General features: G+C 50.2%; 17 protein-coding genes. 9 read left to right on the top strand and 8 right to left on the bottom strand.

All coding sequences use genetic code 11. The annotated features are described in order from the left end of the window. The first annotated feature begins 5 nt into the window (after positions 1–5). Entirely contained in the window at positions 6–1,280 is a 1,275-nt protein-coding gene (gene aceA, locus GI364_RS17160) for an isocitrate lyase (protein ID WP_198850452.1), read from the top strand. Between the two features lie 148 nt (positions 1,281–1,428). On the opposite strand, the gene GI364_RS17155 is transcribed toward aceA, so the two are convergent. Both GI364_RS17155 and GI364_RS17150 read right to left on the bottom strand, forming a co-directional pair. Beyond that, complete coding sequence (locus GI364_RS17155) at positions 1,429–2,217, bottom strand: tetratricopeptide repeat protein (protein ID WP_198850451.1); 789 nt, start codon at positions 2,215–2,217, stop codon at positions 1,429–1,431. Position 2,218: 1 nt separating this feature from the next. Continuing rightward, entirely contained in the window at positions 2,219–3,205 is a 987-nt protein-coding gene (locus GI364_RS17150; RefSeq protein WP_198850450.1) for a polysaccharide deacetylase family protein, read from the bottom strand. 235 nt (positions 3,206–3,440) lie between these two features. Between GI364_RS17150 and GI364_RS17145 the strand changes: the two genes are divergently transcribed. Next, positions 3,441–4,571 carry a GH25 family lysozyme gene (locus GI364_RS17145; protein ID WP_198850449.1) on the top strand — a complete coding sequence of 377 codons (1,131 nt, stop codon included), beginning with the start codon at positions 3,441–3,443 and terminating at the stop codon, positions 4,569–4,571. 100 nt (positions 4,572–4,671) lie between these two features. On the opposite strand, the gene GI364_RS17140 is transcribed toward GI364_RS17145, so the two are convergent. Then, complete coding sequence (locus tag GI364_RS17140; RefSeq protein WP_198850448.1) at positions 4,672–4,881, bottom strand: hypothetical protein; 210 nt, start codon at positions 4,879–4,881, stop codon at positions 4,672–4,674. 498 nt (positions 4,882–5,379) lie between these two features. On the opposite strand from GI364_RS17140, the gene ilvE reads away from it, so the two are divergent. The 7 genes from ilvE (at position 5,380) to leuD (ending at position 12,917) form a co-directional block, all read left to right on the top strand. Then, complete coding sequence (ilvE, locus tag GI364_RS17135; protein WP_198854082.1) at positions 5,380–6,288, top strand: branched-chain-amino-acid transaminase; 909 nt, start codon at positions 5,380–5,382, stop codon at positions 6,286–6,288. A gap of 51 nt (positions 6,289–6,339) precedes the next feature. After that, positions 6,340–8,070 carry an acetolactate synthase large subunit gene (ilvB, locus tag GI364_RS17130; protein ID WP_198850447.1) on the top strand — a complete coding sequence of 577 codons (1,731 nt, stop codon included), beginning with the start codon at positions 6,340–6,342 and terminating at the stop codon, positions 8,068–8,070. After that, entirely contained in the window at positions 8,067–8,597 is a 531-nt protein-coding gene (ilvN, locus tag GI364_RS17125; RefSeq protein WP_198850446.1) for an acetolactate synthase small subunit, read from the top strand. The genes ilvB and ilvN overlap by 4 nt, the downstream gene beginning before the upstream one ends. 112 nt (positions 8,598–8,709) lie before the next feature. Beyond that, positions 8,710–9,735 carry a ketol-acid reductoisomerase gene (gene ilvC / locus GI364_RS17120; RefSeq protein WP_198850445.1) on the top strand — a complete coding sequence of 342 codons (1,026 nt, stop codon included), beginning with the start codon at positions 8,710–8,712 and terminating at the stop codon, positions 9,733–9,735. Positions 9,736–9,804: 69 nt separating this feature from the next. Then, positions 9,805–10,914: a 3-isopropylmalate dehydrogenase gene (leuB, locus tag GI364_RS17115; protein ID WP_198850444.1), complete on the top strand. Its 1,110-nt coding sequence runs from the start codon at positions 9,805–9,807 to the stop codon at positions 10,912–10,914. Beyond that, positions 10,889–12,331, top strand: coding sequence for a 3-isopropylmalate dehydratase large subunit (gene leuC, locus GI364_RS17110; RefSeq protein WP_198850443.1), 1,443 nt, complete (start codon positions 10,889–10,891; stop codon positions 12,329–12,331). The genes leuB and leuC overlap by 26 nt, the downstream gene beginning before the upstream one ends. Continuing rightward, a complete protein-coding gene (gene leuD, locus GI364_RS17105; protein WP_198850442.1) occupies positions 12,309–12,917 on the top strand; it encodes a 3-isopropylmalate dehydratase small subunit in 609 nt (202 codons plus the stop codon). The genes leuC and leuD overlap by 23 nt, the downstream gene beginning before the upstream one ends. Positions 12,918–13,016: 99 nt before the next feature. On the opposite strand, the gene GI364_RS17100 is transcribed toward leuD, so the two are convergent. The 5 genes from GI364_RS17100 to GI364_RS17080 form a co-directional block, all read right to left on the bottom strand. Next, positions 13,017–14,819, bottom strand: a complete 1,803-nt coding sequence (locus tag GI364_RS17100) for an alkaline phosphatase family protein (RefSeq protein WP_198850441.1) — start codon at positions 14,817–14,819, stop codon at positions 13,017–13,019. A gap of 140 nt (positions 14,820–14,959) precedes the next feature. After that, complete coding sequence (locus tag GI364_RS17095) at positions 14,960–16,249, bottom strand: homoserine dehydrogenase (RefSeq protein ID WP_198850440.1); 1,290 nt, start codon at positions 16,247–16,249, stop codon at positions 14,960–14,962. Then, positions 16,246–17,202, bottom strand: a complete 957-nt coding sequence (thrB, locus tag GI364_RS17090) for a homoserine kinase (RefSeq protein ID WP_198850439.1) — start codon at positions 17,200–17,202, stop codon at positions 16,246–16,248. Before thrB ends, GI364_RS17095 begins: the two co-directional genes overlap by 4 nt. Continuing rightward, positions 17,199–18,281 (bottom strand): threonine synthase, encoded by a 1,083-nt coding sequence (thrC, locus tag GI364_RS17085; RefSeq protein WP_198850438.1) that lies wholly within the window; start codon positions 18,279–18,281, stop codon positions 17,199–17,201. Before thrC ends, thrB begins: the two co-directional genes overlap by 4 nt. 218 nt (positions 18,282–18,499) lie before the next feature. Beyond that, positions 18,500–19,933, bottom strand: a complete 1,434-nt coding sequence (locus GI364_RS17080) for an NAD-dependent malic enzyme (protein ID WP_198850437.1) — start codon at positions 19,931–19,933, stop codon at positions 18,500–18,502. Positions 19,934–19,994: the final 61 nt, after the last annotated feature.

Raw genomic sequence — 19,994 nt, 5'->3', positions numbered from 1 at the left:
CGTAGATGAACAAATTAGCACAGATAGAACTGAAAGAAGATTGGGAGACAAATCCGCGCTGGGACGGAATTACTCGTCCATACAGCATCGACGACGTCGTGAGACTCCGCGGCAGCATTACAATTGAATACACTTTGGCACGAATGGGCGCAAAGCGACTGTGGAAACTCATCAATACGGAGCCACATATCAAGGCATTGGGCGCATTGACGGGAAATCAGGCAGTCCAACAAGTAAAAGCCGGGTTGCAGGCGATTTACCTGAGCGGGTGGCAGGTCGCTGCAGATGCCAACTTGTCAGGAAACATGTATCCTGACCAGAGTTTATATCCCTCCAACAGCGTTCCGAGTGTTGTCAAGCGTATCAACCAGGCGTTGCAGCGGGCCGATCAGATTCAGACCATAGAAGGAAATCATGACACCTACTGGTACGCTCCTATCGTTGCTGATGCTGAAGCGGGTTTCGGAGGTCACTTAAACGTGTTTGAACTGACAAAACAGATGATTGAAGCCGGTGCTGCAGGGGTGCATTTTGAGGACCAACTGTCCTCTGAGAAAAAATGCGGACACCTGGGCGGCAAAGTGCTGGTGCCGACAACGACAGCGGTGAAAAACTTGGTTGCCGCGCGGTTGGCTGCGGACGTCATGGACGTTCCCACTGTAATTGTTGCCAGAACGGATGCCAATGGCGCCTTTCTTTTAACAAGTAACATTGACCCGGCAGACCACGAGTTCATGACGGGAGAACGCACGACAGAAGGGTTTTACCGGATTAGGGGGGGGATTGATGCAGCTATTGCCCGAGGTCTCGCGTACGCCCCCTACGCGGATTTAGTTTGGTGTGAAACAGCTGAACCGAATATCGCCGAAGCGCGAAAGTTTGCTGAAGCGATTCATGAGAAGTTCCCCGGCAAACCTTTGGCGTATAACTGCTCACCTTCTTTTAATTGGAGGAAGAAATTGAGTGAAGCTGAAATCGCCACATTCCAGGATGAATTAGGCGAAATGGGGTACAAGTTCCAATTTGTAACCTTGGCAGGATTCCATGCTCTAAATCACAGTATGTTTGACTTAGCCCGAAGTTACAAGGACAAGGGGATGGCTGCCTATTCTGAACTGCAGCAACGGGAGTTTGCCAGCGAACAGTATGGATACACTGCGACGAAGCACCAAAGAGAGGTCGGCACAGGGTACTTTGACGATGTGGCGCAGACAATTGCGGGGGGGATGTCGTCTACCACAGCGCTAACGGGATCGACAGAACAAGAACAGTTTGCTTAGAACCGTGACAGGCTGAAACACATCAGGCTTCGTCAGCAGAGAGACATCTGTTCGCGAAGCCTGATGCTGTTGCGGAGGCTTGGGAATGGTGAAAGCGGCAAACTTGGAACAGTTGCAGGAGACACGGCTTGTCGTCCCGGCGGTTCCTTCATCTCTGCTTCACAAGTTGTTGAAACTGCGTGCTGTTTCGCACCTTGTTAAAATCACTTTCTGTTCGAGCAACTGACCGTACGTGTTTTGGGTCCATTGCAATTGCTTGACGGAGGTATTTTACTGTGTCAGCTACGTCTCCCCGACGACCGTAAATTGCTGCAATGCCGTAATAGCTCCACATCTTCCAATTGTGCGAAGCAATCGGGATGGTTTGATGGTAAACCTTTAGGGCTTGGTCATAGTGTCCATAGAGTTCGAGGGCCAGTCCTTTGTTGAACCTGGCATAATCATAGTTGGGAGCAATTGAAATGGCCTTCTCAATACTGCTCATACCTTCCTGATACTTCCCGCTGTAACACAGTGCAATACCCTTGACGTTGTAGGCTTTGTAAAACTCCGGACTCTGCTCAATGACCTTGTTCTCAGCTTTGATGGCAGAGTCGTACTTGTGCTGGAAAAACAGACTCTTTCCGAGGAGATACTGTTGGTTGAGGGACCATTGAATGCGCACACGTTGATGAAGTATCTTTTGAAGTTCCTGAGTATTTCTCTCTGTAGTATTGCCTGTGTCAGACTGCGGTTGTTTTGGCAGCGGTGACAACATGGCTGCTAAATTGCCGGGAAGCCTGCTAGGTGACACCCCGTTTGATTCAGAGCTTGGATTCGATTGCTGAGTATTGTTTTGTTCCCTAAAATGAGTCCTTGAAATCATTCGAAAACCGACCAGGCCCGCTGCGGCGCCTGCAACTGTCATAATCAAAATGGTCTGTCGCTTATACATCATATCACCTCAGTGAGGGCTGAAGTTTGGCTTTGAACTGTTGCATGGTTGTATAGTCCAGCACTGGTATACGGTCGAGCGTAACTGCACCTTGGCGCGCATTCGCATATCCCTCATGTTCCGTAACCGCTAAGATGTAACCAGCCTGTTTTACTGTTGTCAATTCGCTTTTTGTATAGCCACCGTAGGGATAGCAGAAGAACTTCATCGGGTGATGGACGACTCGTTGCAGAGAACGGCTGCTTTGTGTCAGTTCTGCCTTGGCTCGTGTTAGCGAAACGGTGTCCAAGTTTGTGTGGTGGACTGTGTGCGATTCGATATCTATCAAGCCGCTTTGCTGCATGATTCGCAATTCACTGGCCGTTAATTTGGGGAATCTAACAGCACGGTTGGGCTTGTTCAACACGAATCCGCTGACCATAAAGACCGTGCCCTGGTACCCGTAATTTTTTAAAATCGGGAATGCCTTCAGATATGTGCTTTCATAGCCGTCGTCAAAATTCAAAACAACCGGGCGTTTTGGCAATTTGTATCCGAAGTACATCGCTCCGTAAAGCTGTCCTAGGTTAATCGTGTGAAATCCCTCTTGATGTAACCACTTGATTTCCTGTTTGAATTGTCCTGGTTTTAAAGTGGCTGCGTCCCCCGGCCAATAGTTGACTTCGTGGTATTCCAGAATCGGTACGGGTACGTGTTCGTTGACTGTTTTATGCGCATCAACTTCGTAGTTCTTCGGATCGGCAATCCAGTACGGGTCAGGCAAAGGACCTGACACTGTGCTTGGCAACGGAGGTTTTGGGGGATGCGCAGGCCGAACCGGGGCTGTGCGTTTTTCTACAGCCGTTGGCTGGAGGTTTGTTTTTGCCATAATATTTGCTGTGGTGTTCGTCGCTGTATTAGCAGTGGATGGTACAGGCTGTGTTGCGTTGCAGCCTGTCATTAAGGTTGAGCACAGAGCCGTAGTTAACAGTGCAGAGATGGTGTATTTCATTCGACCTTCCCCCATACAAGTGAACAATCTGCCTCTATCATACACTTCCAATTGGAAATTTGCAGATACTAGAAACGGAGTCCATAGCAAAAACGGGTCCCCTTCAAATGCGTGTCGAAGCATTTGTTTCTTTGGCGGTGTGAAGAAAATGTGAGGATACGCGCCATGCTCTGCGCTTGTCCGTTGCAGTCAAGTTTACACCGTCATATAAGTACAGCGATAGGAGGGTGCCAAAATGCAGGGTAAGAACAATGACAGTGCGAAAGGAATGGATGTCTCTCATTGGCAGGGAAGCATCGACTGGGGACAGGTGAAAAAGTCTGGAATTGTCTTTGCGTTTATCAAAGCTACAGAGTCAACAAATTACACCGATGTGGATATTACCGTAAACTTTGAGCAGTCAAAAGCAGAAGGTGTCTTGCGAGGAGCATATCATTTTGCGCGTCCAAGCGCATCTGACGCCAAAGCGCAAGTCAGCCACTTTGTGTCTGTCCTCTTGAAACAGACAGACTCTGGTGACCTTCCGCCTGTCCTTGATTTGGAAGATAACGGCGGTTTGTCTCCAGAGGACTTGGGGGCATGGGTCGACGCCTGGGTCGAGGAACTTGAGGCACAGATTCACCGCACACCGCTCATTTATGTTTCGCCCTATTTTGCAAATACCTATCTTCCGGACAAGTTAGTGTCAACGCCCCTGTGGATTGCAAACTGGGAGGTTTCAAGTCCGGCAGATGTAAAACAGTGGAGCGACTGGACTTTCTGGCAATACTCCAACAAAGGCAGTGTTGCCGGAATCAAGGGCCCGGTCGATCTCGATGTCTACAAAGGCACAGTGTCGGCACTCCGGGAAGTGTGGGGTCCCGGTAATTCCGCAAAGCCCGGGCATAGCGGCGGCTCTGGACAGTCTTCCTCTTCCCCGAGTGCATCACACCCGATGCTGCTGTACGGTGACACCGGCATTCATGTGAAGGATGTTCAAATCCTGTTGTACCGCGCGGGATTGCATCCGGGGTGGATTGACGGAATCTTCGGCCCGGATACACTTCAAGCTGTTAGAGATTTTCAACATCAGCAAAAAATCTCTATGGACGGAATTGTGGGTCCGGTTACCTGGACTCATTTGCTGTCTCAGACTGCTGTAGGTCGTCCTCTGCTCCAGCACGGGTCCCGCGGCCAGCAAGTCACCGACCTTCAGTACCTGCTGAGCTATTATGGTACCCAACCGGGAGCTATCGATGGAATTTTCGGTCCTTTAACAGGTGCCGCGGTCAAACGGTTTCAGCGCAACGTGCACATTGGCGTCGATGGAATTGTCGGGCCCAACACATGGCACAGTCTTACGGCAAAACTGCCTTCAGAGAAATAGGCCGGCTGTGTGGTACAGATCCCGCCTGTGAAAACGGATTTGACGCTAGCAAAACATGCACTTGCCAGATGGGGCAAGTGCATGTGTGCGTTACAAAACTCTACTGAAAACGTGCTTCGTCATCATCAGCTTTCAGTTGCTTCTTGTCCTGCTTCCAGGTTTTCCAGGGTCTTGGTTGCACCGGTGGCGCGACGCCGCCTTCCCCCATCATTCGACTGATTTGATGGTCCACTTCTTCATCAAAGGCACTTTGCTCAGTTGTGTCTACATCGCTTTCCGTTACTTCGTTGTCTTCTACCCTATCGTCCATCAACGGCGCCTCCAATTTAAGATTCTGCAGAGAGTCAGCCAGCGGTCACTGGTACTCATCAGCATTATCAATTTAGAAAACCCAAACGCCCACAAAAGGGTTTCTCCATCTGACTTGGTTCTTAATGTGTGACAGTTTCATTAAAAATATGTGGCAGCATCCCCTGCCTCCCGGGTACCCGCCTAGTTTCAAACAAAAAATTTTGTAAATTCTAAATCTGCAGTCATAGCAATATAGTAAGCGTTTACTTCCTGTGTTGGTAAGCGTTTTCCTCTGCTCTTCTTTGCGAACGTCCTATTGACAGTGCCGAAACCGGATAATACAATGACCGACAAACCTACAACGTCCCGTAACCACAGGGATTGACAGGATTTGCAGAAGTCTTATGTGTGTTCCCACACAAATATTAGTCGTAAAATTCTGAAAAATTAAGAACCGAAAGACTGTCTTCACCTAGCAATACACGAGGACTAAGTTGATTTTTCCAGGAGAGTGATTATCATGACGCAATGGGCTTTTATCAACGGTGAGTACATGCCCAAAGAGAACGCAACGGTTTCAGTGTACGATCACGGACTATTGTATGGAGACGGGATTTTTGAAGGCATTCGCGCATACGACGGAGTGGTCTTTAAGCTGCGTGAGCACTTAGTTCGTCTATACGATTCAGCCAAGGCAATCTTAATTGATATTCCATACTCTCTGGAAGAATTGCAAGAGATTATTCTTACAATCCTTCGCAAAAATGAACTCGAAACCAGCTATATTCGCCTGGTCGTAACACGCGGAAAAGGAGATTTGGGTCTCAATCCGTTTACGTGCCAAACGCCCCAGGTTATTGTTCTGGCAGAACAACTTGCGATGTTTCCAAAGGAACTGTACGAGCGCGGAATTGACATTGTATCCGTGGCTACAAGGAGAAACAGGCCGGACATTCTCAGCCCTACCGTGAAATCTCTGAATTACTTGAACAATATTTTAATTAAAATAGAAGCTCACAACGCAGGTGTCAGCGAGGCTTTGACCCTGAACACAGAGGGCTATGTTGCAGAAGGATCGGGTGAAAATGTCTTCTTGGTAAAGAACGGGAACCTTCTGACCCCTCCGAGTTACATCGGCGCCCTTGAGGGCATTACGAGAGCTGCAGTTATCGACATTGCACAGTCTTTTGGTTACACAGTTCGGCAGGAGCCGTTTACTCGTCACGATGTGTACACGGCAGATGAGGTGTTTCTCACGGGGACCGCTGCTGAAATCGTTCCGGTTGTGAAGGTCGATGGACGCGTTATCGGTGATGGCACTCCTGGGTACCATACACACCGCCTGTTACAGGCGTTCAGACTGGCAGCAAAACGTGACGGTGCAGAGATTTATCCAGAGTCGCGAGAGGTAGAGGCCGGCGTGTAACAGTCACCGTAAAGGACGTATCAATCTATCAGGAGAAGGAGGGAATCTCTTATGAATACAAGCCTTCAGCAGCCTGAGAGGACCAGCGAGAAGAAGTCCGAGAGGACCACTTTGGACGGCTCTCACATGCTGCTGGAATCACTGCGAAGAGAAAGTGTCGAAGTGGTTTTTGGATATCCTGGAGGAGCAATGTTAAATGTTTATGATGCGCTGTACGATGGAGGAATTTCTCACATTTTAAGCCGCCATGAACAAGGCTCCATTCATGCAGCTGAGGGATATGCAAGAGTCACAGGGAAGCCAGGGGTTGTACTTGCTACCTCGGGACCAGGGGCCACTAACCTGGTGACGGGACTTGCGGATGCAATGATGGATTCCCTTCCCCTCGTCGTGTTCACTGCGCAGGTGGCTACTACCGTGATTGGCTCCGATGCTTTTCAGGAGGCTTCGGTAGTCGGAATCACAATGCCGATTACGAAACACAATTATCAAGTCCGGGATGTTGAACAACTCCCTCGAACAATTAAGGAAGCATTTCACATTGCCACACACGGCCGTCCTGGCCCAGTCTTGATTGACCTGCCAAAAGACATTTCCGCTGCAGAGGGCAAGTTTGACTACGATAAGCCTGTGCAGCTAAGAGGGTACCAACCTACGACCGTTCCTCATCGCTTGCAAATCCGGAAATTGAGCAATGCTATCAGACAAGCGCAGCGCCCTGTGATACTGGCTGGAGCTGGCGTTCTTCATGCGAAAGCCAGTGAAGAGTTGTTACAGTTTGCGGAGTTTTACGGCATCCCCGTAGTGAACACATTACTTGGGCTCGGGGCGTTTCCAGGAGGACACTCGCTGTGGCTTGGCATGGGCGGAATGCACGGCACATATGCGGCCAATACGGCGTTGTACGAAGCTGATTTGCTCATCAATATCGGTGCAAGGTTTGATGACAGACTTACTGGAAATCTAGAACACTTCGCACCTCAAGCCACGGTTGCGCACGTCGATATTGATCCGTCGGAGATTGGAAAGAATGTTCCGACGCAAATTCCAATTGTCGGCGATGCCAAGGAATCCCTGAGTATGCTCATGGAAGAATCGGTACAAATCGGCGACATATCGGTTTGGCGGACAAAACTGCAAAATTTGCAGGAAGCTTACCCCTTCTGGTATGTGGAGGATGGCACAGGTCTGAAACCCCAGCGCGTTGTCGAACTGGTTCACGACATTTCCAATGGGAACGGTGTTGTTGTCACGGACGTGGGACAGCATCAGATGTGGGCTGCACAGTTTCATCCTTTTCGGGATCCTCATAAATGGGTCACGTCGGGCGGTCTGGGAACCATGGGCTTTGGACTGCCGGCAGCCGTGGGTGCACAAATTGGTTTGCCGAATGAGCCTGTGTTTGCCCTATTAGGGGACGGCGGCTTTCAGATGACCATGCAGGAACTGTCGGTACTGGTTGATCACAACCTGCCTGTCAAGGTTGTCATTTTAAACAATGCAGCACTGGGAATGGTCCGTCAGTGGCAGCAACTGTTTTACAAAGAGCGCTACTCGCACTCCTTGATTCCCAAGCAGCCTGACTTTTCTAAGCTGGCCGAGGCCTATGGCATTCCGGCGTTTGTAGTGGACTCTGAAGAGGATGCTGCAGCTGCTTTACAGCAGAGCATGAAAATTGGTGGCCCCGTGTTAATTGACTGTCGCATCGCACCGATGGAGAATGTGTACCCCATGATTGCGCCTGGTAAAGGCCTGCACGAGATGGTGGGGGTGAAACCATGAGCCGCATTGTCAGTGCGATTGTGAACAATCATCCTGGTGTTTTAAATCGCATTACCGGTATGTTTCTTCGAAAAAACTTCAACATCCAGAGTATTACCGTCGGGACGACGGAGGTTGACGGTCTGTCGCGTATGACATTCGTCATCGGAACCGATGATTCTCGAGTTATGGAACAAGTCACAAAACAACTGCATAAGCAGATTGATGTCATTAAGGTGAACGACATTACGGATCAGCCCATTGTGGCAAGAGAGCTTGTGTTGATAAAGGTTTTTGTTCCGCCGGCCCAGAGGGCAGAGGTGAATAACTTAATTCATCCTTTTAGAGCCTCCATCATCGATGTGGGGAGAGAGTCCATTACAGTGGAAGCTACCGGAAAATCGGAAAAGATTGAGGCACTCATCGCTTTGCTGCGCCCATACGGAATTCAGGAATTGGCACGAACGGGACTTACAGCTTTCACACGGGACCAGAGTTCCGTCAGCGAGGGACTAAGAGTATCCAAAAACTCAACCCTTGTTATTTAGGCGAATGGCCGAGGACTGGAGACTAATGTTTCGTTGTCCTAAAGGCTGGCTCTGCAGTAACATTCCCCGTCTTTTTCATAATTAGGCAGACTTAAAAGGAGTTGGATATTAGATGGTGCAAATGTATTATGACAACGATATTTCCTTGAATGTATTGCAAGAGAAAACGGTGGCCGTCATAGGATACGGGTCTCAGGGCCATGCGCATGCGCAGAATCTGCGCGAGGAAGGCATAAAGGTTGTGGTTGGTCTTCGGAAAGGTCGTTCCTGGAACCAGGCAGAGGAAGACGGATTCACTGTTTACTCTGTGTCTGAAGCCACTGCACTTGCAGACGTCATTATGATTCTCCTGCCCGACGAACGGCAACCTTCTGTTTATCGCAATGAGATTGAGCCCAATTTGGCACCGGGGAAAGCGATTGGATTTGGTCACGGGTTCAACGTACATTTCAGCCAAGTCAAGGCGCCGGCAGGCATTGATGTATTTATGGTTGCCCCGAAAGGTCCAGGACACTTGGTACGGCGGGTGTATCTGGAAGGCGGGGGAGTGCCTTCCTTGTTTGCCGTAGAACAGGATGCGAGCGGTCAAGCCAGAGAAATCGCTATGGCTTACGCGAAAGGGATTGGGGCGGCGCGGGCTGCTGTGATGGAAACGACATTCCAGGAAGAAACGGAGACGGATTTGTTTGGCGAGCAAGCCGTGCTGTGCGGCGGATTAAGCGGGCTGATTCAAGCAGGTTTTGAAACGCTGACTGCTGCAGGGTACCAACCTGAAGTGGCCTATTTCGAATGTTTGCACGAAATGAAACTCATCGTCGACTTGATTTACGAAGGTGGCTTGGAGAACATGCGTTACTCCATTTCTGACACTGCAGAATGGGGCAGTTACATGGCCAGTTCTAGGATTGTCACTGATGAAACGAAGCAGGAAATGAAGAAGATTCTCAGCGAAATTCAAGACGGCAGTTTTGCTAAGGGTTGGGTGCTCGAAAATCAGGTCGACAGACCGATGTTTAACGCTATCAAACGTCGTCACGATGAGCATTCAATTGAAGTGGTAGGAAGACAGTTGCGTGAAAAGATGCCATTCATTAAGAAACCTATGGGAGGCGTCAAACAAGCAGTTAAGGAAGTCTAGGAAGTCAAGCAGATAAGGAAGTCTAAATTGACCAGTTGTCCTCAAATAGAAATATAGGAGTGGAATTGCATGAATAAAAGGGTTGCCGTACTGCCAGGTGACGGAATTGGTGCGGAAATCACAATTGAAGCAGTGGAATTGCTTGAAACAGTTGGGAAACAGTTTGGTGCCGAATTTGAGTTCAACTACGGGGATATTGGCGGCAACGCAGTGGACGTACACGGAACGCCCCTTCCGGACGCAACTGTTGAACTGTGCCGTGCCAGCGATGCGGTGCTATTAGGGGCTGTAGGCGGCCCCAAATGGGACAACGAGCCCAGGGAACGCCGTCCTGAAACTGGATTGCTCGGAATTCGAAAAGCGCTTCAAGTGTTTGCCAATCTGCGTCCCATCAAAGTTTTTCCTGAGCTGTCGGCAGCATCACCGCTGAAGCCGGAAGTTGTTGACGGCGTAGACTTCGTCATTGTCCGCGAATTGACCGGCGGCCTGTACTTTGGTGAACCCAAAGAGCGCCGCAACGGGCCCGATGGACCTGAAGTAGTGGACACACTGCGTTATTCGGAGAAAGAGATTGAGCGGATTCTTCGGGTCGGTTTTGAGTTAGCGCAGAAGCGGGGAGGACGATTAACGTCCGTTGACAAGGCCAACGTCCTTGAAAGCAGCCGCATGTGGCGTGAGATTGCACAGCGCCTGTCCTCTGAGTATGCCGATGTTGAATTATCTCACTTGTTGGTTGACAACTGTGCCATGCAGATAGTCAAGTCACCGGGGCAATTTGACGTAGTGGTGACCGAAAACCTGTTTGGCGACATTTTGAGTGATGAGTCGGCTGTTGTTACGGGATCGTTGGGGATGCTTCCGTCGGCTAGCCTGGGAGCGAATGGAGTAGGCCTCTATGAACCCGTGCACGGAACGGCGCCGGACATTGCAGGTAAGGGGCTGGCCAATCCAATGGCTACTTTTTTGTCCACTGCTATGATGCTTCGGCATTCCTTTGGCATGGATGAAGCGGCTGACGCAGTAGAACAGGCTGTATCGGATGTCATCACAGAGGGCATGCGAACGGCTGATTTGGCAGGTCCTGGGGAAAGCTATCTGTCCACACGAGAAATTAGCGAGCAAATCAAGAACAATGTGAAGAGGAGGGAGCCCATTGGGAGCAAAAACACTGTTCGATAAGATTTGGGAACAGCATGTGGTTGCTGAACAAAACGGTCAATCACTCATCTATATAGACCTACAAATGGTACACGAAGTCACGTCACCGCAGGCCTTTGAGGGCCTTCGATTGTCCCATCGCACGGTCAGGCAGCCGGAACAGACTTTTGCCACAATGGACCACAATGTGCCTACATTGGATCCGAAAAACGTCCGCGATCCCATTGCTAAAAAGCAGATTGAAACCCTGGTGCAAAACTGTGAGGAATTCGGGATTCGCTTAGCGGATTTGGACAGCGAAGACCAGGGCATTGTACACGTCATTGGTCCAGAACTGGGCTTGACTTTGCCCGGGAAAACCATTGTCTGCGGGGATAGTCACACGTCAACACATGGGGCGTTCGGTGCGATTGCATTTGGCATCGGGACCAGCGAAGTAGAGCACGTACTGGCTACACAATGCCTTTGGCAGAAACGTCCAAAGACCATGAAAGTTGAGTTTAGAGGGAGTCTGCCTTTTGGGGTGAGTTCGAAAGACGCAATTCTGCACGTAATTGGTACATACGGTGTGGGCTTCGGCACGGGTTACGCTGTTGAGTTCTCCGGTGAAGCTGTGGCGCAGATGACGATGGAACAACGTATGACGATGTGCAACATGGCCATCGAAGGCGGAGCGAGAGCAGGACTGGTTCAGCCGGATGAGACGACTTTTGAATACGTTCGGGACCGCCGCTATGCACCAAAGGGAGAAGCCTTTGAGGAATGCGTGGCGGCTTGGAGGGCTCTGGCCGCAGATGAGGACGCAGTCTACGACAAGACCATTGTAGTCGATGTTTCAGAGCTGGAACCCCAAGTTACATGGGGAACCAATCCTGGGATGTGTACGGGTGTAAAGGGTACTGTGCCGACATTGGAAAGTCTGGCTTCAGAAACCGACAAAAAGGCGGGTCAGCAGGCTTATGCGTACATGGGCATTGAGCCCGGTATGAAGATGGAGGACATTGATATTCAGCATGTCTTTATCGGGTCGTGTACAAACGGCCGCATTGAGGACCTGCGCGCGGCCGCAAAGGTACTGCCGGGTCACAAGGTGAAAGCGTCTGTGCGGGCTTTGGTTGTACCGGGATCGAAGCGGGTCAAAGAACAGGCGGAAGCGGAAGGCCTCGATAAAATTTTCACGGAAGCAGGATTTGAGTGGCGCGAACCTGGTTGCAGCATGTGTCTGGCCATGAACCCAGATATGATTCCCGCGGGTGAGCGCTGTGCCTCCACAAGCAACCGGAACTTTGAAGGCCGGCAAGGTCGCGGTTCGCGGACACATCTTGTCAGCCCTGCAATGGCTGCAGCAGCGGCTGTAGCTGGTCACTTTGTAGATGTACGTACATGGTTGAATGAAGTTGAGGGAGGCGACGCGCGTGGAGCCGTTCACACAGCATAAGGGTACGGTCGCAGCATTTGACCGTGTGAATGTCGATACAGACCAGATTATTCCGAAGCAGTTCCTAAAACGCATTGAGCGCACTGGATTTGGTCAGTTTCTGTTTTACGATTGGCGCTATGACGAAAAAGGAAACGAGAATCCGGAATTTGAACTGAATCAGCCTCAATTCAAAGGGGCTACGATTCTGCTGGCGAAAGACAATTTCGGTTGCGGATCTTCACGGGAGCATGCAGCTTGGGCCATACAGGACTACGGTTTCCATGTGGTGATTGCGCCGTCGTTTGCGGACATTTTTTACAATAACTGTTTTAAGAATGGGATCTTACCGATTCAGTTGCCGGCGGAGATTGTTAATTCTCTGTTTGCAAAAAGTGCTCAGGGTAAATATGGGCTTACGGTGGATTTGGAGAAGGAGCAGATTACAGATAAGGATGGGCTTGTTTCGTCTTTTACGGTTGATCCTCATCGTCGCAGTATGATGCTCAAAGGCTTGGACGACATCGGACTCACACTTCAGTATGACGAAGCGATTAAGGCGTACGAACAGAGTAAGAGAGCTTCGTATCAACTGCTCCATTCGTAGAAGCGGTGGACTACCGTGAATGTGAAGCCAAGAGAAGCGGCAGCCATGTGTTACATGGCTGCCGCTTGGCTGTTTTGCGGTCAGTTGTTACTTGACGGCCTATTGACTCTGGGTATCTTTCGCTACCGTCTTCAAAATCTTTTGCGCAGCCTCTGTGTCAGCAGCCAATTGCCGGTACGACACTGGGCGTCCTTGGAACGCGGAGAGGATGTCCGCCTGTAGTTTGGAAGCAGCTCGATTACGCACGTTTGTGAGGTTTTGAATCTCTTGGTTGAGTTGCTTTCCAGTGGAGTTGGTGGCATTCACGGAAGCGTCCGTCGACAGTTTCAGCGTATCTAGTCCAAATGTTCCGACTGGAGCATTTAGCTGCTTAAACACGGTCTCTGCTCGTTGAATTCCCCAGTATCCAAATCTTGGTCTGTTTTGCGGTGTTAAACCGCTGACTGCCGGTACCCCGTCAAAGGACTGTTTGCTAAGATTGTATCCAAGCAGGCTAAAGATGGTTGGCATGATGTCGGTGTGGTCAATCCATTGGTTGGAGGTGTGCTCCGCTTTTATGCCAGGTCCCACCATGCCCGCCCAAATGTGGAGAATGTCAGGGCTGACAGTGCCGTGATTCCAGAGATAATTGGAGTTATAGCTCCACGTCTTTGGTCCTTTGTAGCCATAGTAGACGTTCGGTTTGCTGAATAAGACAAAGGAAGGGTTACGGTCCGGTGCAGCCGAGACGCTCATGTGCAACGCCTGCAGTTCCGTCGGGTCGGCAACATAGTTCCAACCAGGAACTGCTGTGAGAGAAGCCAAGGTCTTTGGTAACTCACTCTTATTCTTTAAATAAACCAATGCTCCGCTGTCCCCGTAAACCGTAATACTACTCGCACTCTGCTGGTTTAAGGAGTTGTTTGCCAACCACGCGGTCAAGTTCGTTGTAAGTTCACCTTTTGGCATCAGATGATCGCCTTCATCTGTGGTCATCACAAACAGGGTGTTCGTCCGATTGAGTCCCGCTTGATTCATTTTCGTGAAGAATTGTTTTAGTGCGTTATCGTAGTTCTTTAAAGTGGCTTTGTACGTTCCAGGAAGCGCCTGCTTTCCATTGACTTGATGCGCGTCATGCAGATATGTGAATGTAACGGGTACGCCGTGCGTTTGCATCTCGTACGTCGCTTGCAGGGACCAACTCAAGTTTGTCTTGTCACTCCAGCCGGGAAAAGCCCCTAACGTCTTGTTTGATTGAGACCAAGAAGCAGCGTTATATACATAAGGCAGATTGGGGGACCCGAAGGTTGTAGTTCCGTTGGAATGGTGTACGGAGACACCCAAGTAATCACTCTTGTTTTGGTCAGAGGCGGTCATCATCTTTGAAGTCACTTCTTTGGTGCTTTCCAGTTCCATGTCCGGTGCACCGACAGCCCCCACATTCAACCCGTGTTGGTTAAATGCAGTCCAGTTTGGTGCGGCCGTGACATGATGGTACCCATCCGCATCAGCACTGTTCCAATATGCGAAACTGCTATATTTTAGCCCGGACTTAGTTCTTTCAAAAAAACCTTGGTCAATGACACCGGTTTTACTGGGGTATTTGCCTGACATATCAGACAGCATTCCATCCTGGGTATGAGAATCCAGAACTGTATGGTCATTGGTGAACAGAGTGCCTTGGTGAAGAAATTTCATGACGTCCGGCATTTGTTGGATATCACTCTGATGGACGTTATCCATAATAATGTATACGACATGTTTGATTTTGGAATGGGGATTCCTGAAAAAGCTTTTGGCAGGTGTATTTGACTCTGCAAAGACATTTTTCGGTGACATGGCACCAACACCCATGACAGCTGCAGCTGTGGATAACACCAACAATGAGGTCATGAACTTACGGGTTTTGAGCTTCGATTTCACTGAACATCCCCTCCTGGACAAAGTAATCTTGCTACTCTATAAATAGCGGGTCATTGTAAAGGAAATCTTCAGGAAATATTTATAGTTGGTAAATTTTCTGTTAATACTTGCGTGAATGCTGGGAATACGGCAGGTTTGGCTTACACAGGATTAGATTCCACGGGCAGTACATTGTGAATCTTTTGGACACTGGTCAAAGACTCCAGCGATTGCAGTGCTTTCCGCAGGGCTGTGTGCTCGACAGCGTGGGTCACAATCACAATTTCGGCTGTCGCATCTTCTAATAACTGCTGAAGTACCGTTTCCATACTGACGTTCGCTTGTGCAAACCCAGAGGCGATTCGCGCAAAAACGCCGGGCTCATCTGTTACTGTCAGCCGGATGTAGTGCCGCATGGGCGTACTTGAAGAAACATCTATATGCTTTGCTGGCATGTACATATGGGCGCTTCTGCCGGACACACCAATTTGGATGTCCTTCATAAGGGATATCACATCGCCCATGACTGCACTCGCAGTAGGCAGGGACCCTGCACCGCGTCCGTAAAACATGAGGTCTCCCGCTGCGTCTGCCTCCACATAGAGCGCGTTAAATGACCCCGATACCTGTGACAATGGATGCTGCTTTGGGATGAGAGCGGGCCTGACTGACAGAGACAAATGACCACTTTTGTCGCTTCCGACTGCGACCAGCTTAATCACAGTGCCTAGTTTTGCAGCGTACTGCACATCCCGAGCAGTAATAGAGCGAATTCCCTGCACTTCGACTTCGTCCAGGCGAACCCTTGCGTAAAACGCCAACGAGGCCAAAATCGTTAATTTTCGTGCTGCGTCAAGCCCGTCCACATCGGAAGTCGGGTCGGCTTCCGCAAAGCCAAGGTCCTGCGCTTCCTTCAGCGCCTCTGCAAAACTGGCTCCGGTTTGCGTCATTTGGGTGAGAATATAGTTGGTCGTACCGTTGATGATTCCTTTCAATCCAGTAATTTCATTTGCAGTCAATGAGTCCTTTAAGGGTCGAATTAAAGGAATAGCTCCGCCTACAGAAGCCTCGTATAGAATTTCAACATTGTTTTCTTCAGCTGTTTTCAAAATCTCAGGGCCGTGTACTGCCATCAAATCCTTGTTGGCAGTCACTACGTGTTTACCAGAGCGCAAGGCTTCGAGAATAAGGTCCTTTGTATGTTCTACACCACCCATGACTTCAACGACAATTCGTATGTCCGAGTCATGCAGAATGTCCTCGGGCCTTGTCGTGTACGTGAAGGTGGTTGCTTCAATGGCTCGCTTTTTGTTCGGGTTTTGTACGAGGACTTTGCGGATCACAGGTCTTGTTCCTGTTAAATTACGAATCATATCTGCACGTTTTTGCGCCAACTGTACCACACCCTGACCAACAGTACCGCATCCTAACAAACCAATTGCCAAATTCATGCATCTGCCTCCCTTGAATCATCTAATCGGTACACTGCGGGCTCTGTCCTGTCCGGGAGGGCCGTATTGCAGACTGCAGCCACACTATGCTCTGACCACACTTGCTGCATGGCCTCGGCAGCACATTCTGCACTCTCTGAGCTGTCGCACCAAACCAGCAGCGTGGGACCTGAGCCGCTCAGCGTAACGGTGATGGCTCCTGCATCAAGGACGGCTGCAACGACTTCCTTATAATAGGGCAGCGAGGGTGTTCGGTATGGCTCGTGAATCTTATCGCCAAAAGCGTCTCGAAGCAGAGACAAGTCGCGTCGCTCCAGGGCTAAGACGAGTCGAGCAGCTTGTGCAGTATTATAGATAGCGTCATGGCGCGGCACTAAAGCCGACAAGGCCTTGCGCGATTCGTCTGTCGACACATGGATTTGTGGGGTTCCGACAGCAAAAACAAGGTTTTCTGGGAGTGACAGTGCGAAGGATTGGAGCTTGTGCTCCTCGTATACGCTTAACCATGCCCCTCCAAGCAACGCTGGCGTGACGTTATCCGGGTGCCCCTCCATTGCTGTGGCAAGCTGAACCACTTCCCAGCGAGACATCTGCCGGCGCGGCTCATAATATCCCACCATTTCATTTCCCAACAACATTCCGCCCGCGATGGCTGACGCACTGGACCCGAGCCCTGAGCCTGCGGGAATGTCTGCCTGGATGTCGATACGCCATCGCCTTGGGGTTTGTACGGCACCAACGTGATGGAGCAGGAGTTCGAGGCCCTGCACCACCAAGTTATCTTTCGTTCTTGGAATGGCAGGGGCCGCAGGTCCTTTGGCATTGATGGAGAACATTTCATCCGGTGTGATGGTGAAGCGGTTGTAGCGATTGATGGCCAAGCCCATGCAGTCAAAACCCGGCCCCAAGTTCGCACTGGTGGCAGCAATGTCTACGCTGAACTTTGGCATCATAGCCACTGCTCCAGCAGCTGCCGTACTTCCTCAGTGTCCGCATCGACGCTGTGTGGATTGCCGCGGCTTAAGCGGATGGCAGAATCAGGGTCTTTCAGGCCGTTTCCCGTCAGCACACAGACAATTTCCTCCCCTTCTACAACCTTGCCCTGCCGACTCAATTGGAGGAGTCCAGCTACAGACGCTGCCGAACCGGGCTCGGCAAAGATCCCTTCCTGTGCAAGCAGTGTGTAGGCCTCTGCAAGCTGCTCGTCGGAAACGGCTTGGATTTCACCTTTAGACTCTTTTGCCGCGGCCAAGGCCAAGTCACCTGACGCAGGGTTTCCGATGCGAATAGCCGTAGCGAAGGTTTCCGGATTGTCGATTTTGTGTCCGTAGACGAGCGCGGCTGCACCTTCGGCTTCAAAGCCGAACATTCGCGGCCGGCTGTCAGTTTTTCCGGATTCATGGTAATGCGAGAATCCCATCCAGTAAGCGCTGATATTCCCTGCGTTCCCGACAGGAATACATAGTTTGTCAGGTGCGTGACCCAGTGCATCGCAGACCTCAAAGGCGGCCGTTTGCTGTCCTTGGAGCCGGTATGGGTTGATTGAGTTGACCACTGTCAGCGGCAGTAACTCTGACAAGCTTCTAACCATTTCGAGTGCCTCGTCAAAATTGCCTCGAATAGACACAATTTCTGCACCGTACATTTTTGCTTGAGCGAGCTTACCCAATGCGATTTTGCCTTCTGGAATAATAACGACGGCCTTGACGCCTGCTCTCACTGCGTATGCTGCTGCAGAAGCAGACGTATTACCTGTCGAGGCGCAGATAACGGCTTTGCTCCCTTCCTCGACGGCCTTGGCTACAGCAAGAACCATGCCTCTGTCCTTGAATGATCCCGTTGGGTTTGCCCCTTCAAACTTAAAGTACAGACGGGCCCCAACTTGGGGGCCGATTACCTCTGACGGTATCAGCGGTGTATTTCCCTCACAAAGCGTAAGCCTTGGAGTACTTTCGTTAATTGGCAACCACTCTGCATATTTGTGGAGTAAACCCGGCCAGGCATTTTTCGGATTGGACGAAGCAACGGTCATGGAAAAATTCCTCCTCGATGCATAAAACAAGTTAATATATTATTCTTAAAATAACGACATATGTCAATATTGGTACGCTAATTGCTAGATATCGGACAGCGATAAGAGTGTAGAGAGACAGGTCTAAAAAAACAAAAGGACGGGGAACTTACCCTGTCCTTGTGCTTGTGAGTTACAGACTGCTGCTGCAGCGTTCATTCAGTCAGGTTGTGTTTGACTTAAAAATTGTCTTTCGACCCAAAGTCATGAGAATCCCGTCTCGCAACCCCGCTGTCGTATGCAGCCTGCATCACATTGTGCGACACGGCCTCGACGACTTTTGAGTTAAAGACAGAAGGGATGATGTAGGTCTCAGACAGTTCATCCTCCGTTACGACCGACGCAATGGCCTGTGCCGCGGCCAATTTCATCTCTTCGTTAATCGTGTGTGCGCGGGCTGCTAAGGCGCCTTTGAAAATGCCAGGGAAACACAGGACATTGTTAATTTGGTTCGGGTAGTCGGAACGCCCTGTCGCCATTACGCGGACATAAGGCTCCGCTTCTTCCGGTTGGATTTCAGGCGTTGGATTGGCCATGGCAAACACAATGGGATCGCGGGCCATCGTTTTTACATAATCGACCTTTAGCACGTTGGGACCCGACAGTCCCACAAACACATCGGTCCCCTTCATAGCATCTTCAAGCATCCCAGTTTCACCGAACGGATTGGTATTTTGTGCTTCCCACGTCCACATTGGATTTTCATAGGTGCCGTCCTTGTGCAGAATTCCGTGGCGCGTCACACCGAGAATGTTTTTCACACCCGCCGCCTGCAACATCTTTGTACAAGCAATGCCGGCAGCACCAATCCCCATAATAACGACCTTCAAGTCCTCCATCTTTTTGTCGACTAAGCGAAGGGCGTTGATTAAACCTGCAAGGAGAACGACCGCTGTACCGTGTTGGTCGTCGTGGAATACAGGAATATCCAATTCCTTTCGTAAACGGTCTTCAATTTCGAAGCATCGGGGAGAAGAGATGTCTTCCAGATTGATGCCTCCAAAGCCAGGAGCAATGTTCTTCACTGTTCGCACAATCTCATCGGGGTCTTTCGTATCGAGACAAATTGGAAACGCGTCGACGTTTGCGAAGTGCTTAAACAGCATTGCCTTGCCTTCCATTACAGGCATCGCAGCGTAGGGACCAATGTCCTTAAGACCGAGTACAGCCGTTCCGTCCGAGACCACCGCAACAGTGTTTCGCTTAATGGTCAGTTGATGTGCCTTGGACTGGTCATCACGGATGGCTTCGCAGACCCGGGCTACATGGGGCGTGTAAACACGCGACAGGTCGTCTCGATTCTTGACAGAGGTCTTTGGCGTCACCTCAATTTTTCCGCCGAGGTGCACCAGAAACGTTCTGTCGGAAACGTTAATGACTCGAACCCCGTTGTAGTTTTCAAGTTTCGTCACCATGTCTACTCCGTGGTCTCGGTCAGGTACATTGATGGTGACATCGCGCGTTGATGTGTTCTTCCCAGCACGTATCATATCCAGTGCAATGACATCGCCGCCCCACCCCGCAATGAGTCCTGCTAATTTGTCGAAGCTGATTTTCGAATGATCCAGCTCCAAGCGAAAAATCAAACTTAATCCAAAGTTTTGTGTCGGCAACCGCGCCACCCCATTCTGTCGGATTTGAAAGCACTTTCAGTTATTAGACGATTCTATTATG

The sequence above is a fragment of the Alicyclobacillus sp. SO9 genome (genome assembly GCF_016406125.1).
Classification (GTDB): domain Bacteria; phylum Bacillota; class Bacilli; order Alicyclobacillales; family Alicyclobacillaceae; genus SO9.
The sequence above is the reverse complement of the archived record's forward strand: the minus strand, read 5'-3'. Positions and strand labels throughout refer to the sequence as shown.

Bases quoted from the DNA above. Each gene is read 5' to 3' on its own strand.
- aceA (WP_198850452.1), top strand. From the start codon at position 6: ATGAACAAATTAGCACAGATAGAACTGAAAGAAGATTGGGAGACAAAT.
- GI364_RS17155 (WP_198850451.1), bottom strand. From the start codon at position 2,217: ATGATGTATAAGCGACAGACCATTTTGATTATGACAGTTGCAGGCGCC.
- GI364_RS17150 (WP_198850450.1), bottom strand. From the start codon at position 3,205: ATGAAATACACCATCTCTGCACTGTTAACTACGGCTCTGTGCTCAACC.
- GI364_RS17145 (WP_198850449.1), top strand. From the start codon at position 3,441: ATGCAGGGTAAGAACAATGACAGTGCGAAAGGAATGGATGTCTCTCAT.
- GI364_RS17140 (WP_198850448.1), bottom strand. From the start codon at position 4,881: ATGGACGATAGGGTAGAAGACAACGAAGTAACGGAAAGCGATGTAGAC.
- ilvB (WP_198850447.1), top strand. From the start codon at position 6,340: ATGAATACAAGCCTTCAGCAGCCTGAGAGGACCAGCGAGAAGAAGTCC.
- ilvN (WP_198850446.1), top strand. From the start codon at position 8,067: ATGAGCCGCATTGTCAGTGCGATTGTGAACAATCATCCTGGTGTTTTA.
- ilvC (WP_198850445.1), top strand. From the start codon at position 8,710: ATGGTGCAAATGTATTATGACAACGATATTTCCTTGAATGTATTGCAA.
- leuB (WP_198850444.1), top strand. From the start codon at position 9,805: ATGAATAAAAGGGTTGCCGTACTGCCAGGTGACGGAATTGGTGCGGAA.
- GI364_RS17095 (WP_198850440.1), bottom strand. From the start codon at position 16,249: ATGAATTTGGCAATTGGTTTGTTAGGATGCGGTACTGTTGGTCAGGGT.
- thrB (WP_198850439.1), bottom strand. From the start codon at position 17,202: ATGATGCCAAAGTTCAGCGTAGACATTGCTGCCACCAGTGCGAACTTG.
- thrC (WP_198850438.1), bottom strand. From the start codon at position 18,281: ATGACCGTTGCTTCGTCCAATCCGAAAAATGCCTGGCCGGGTTTACTC.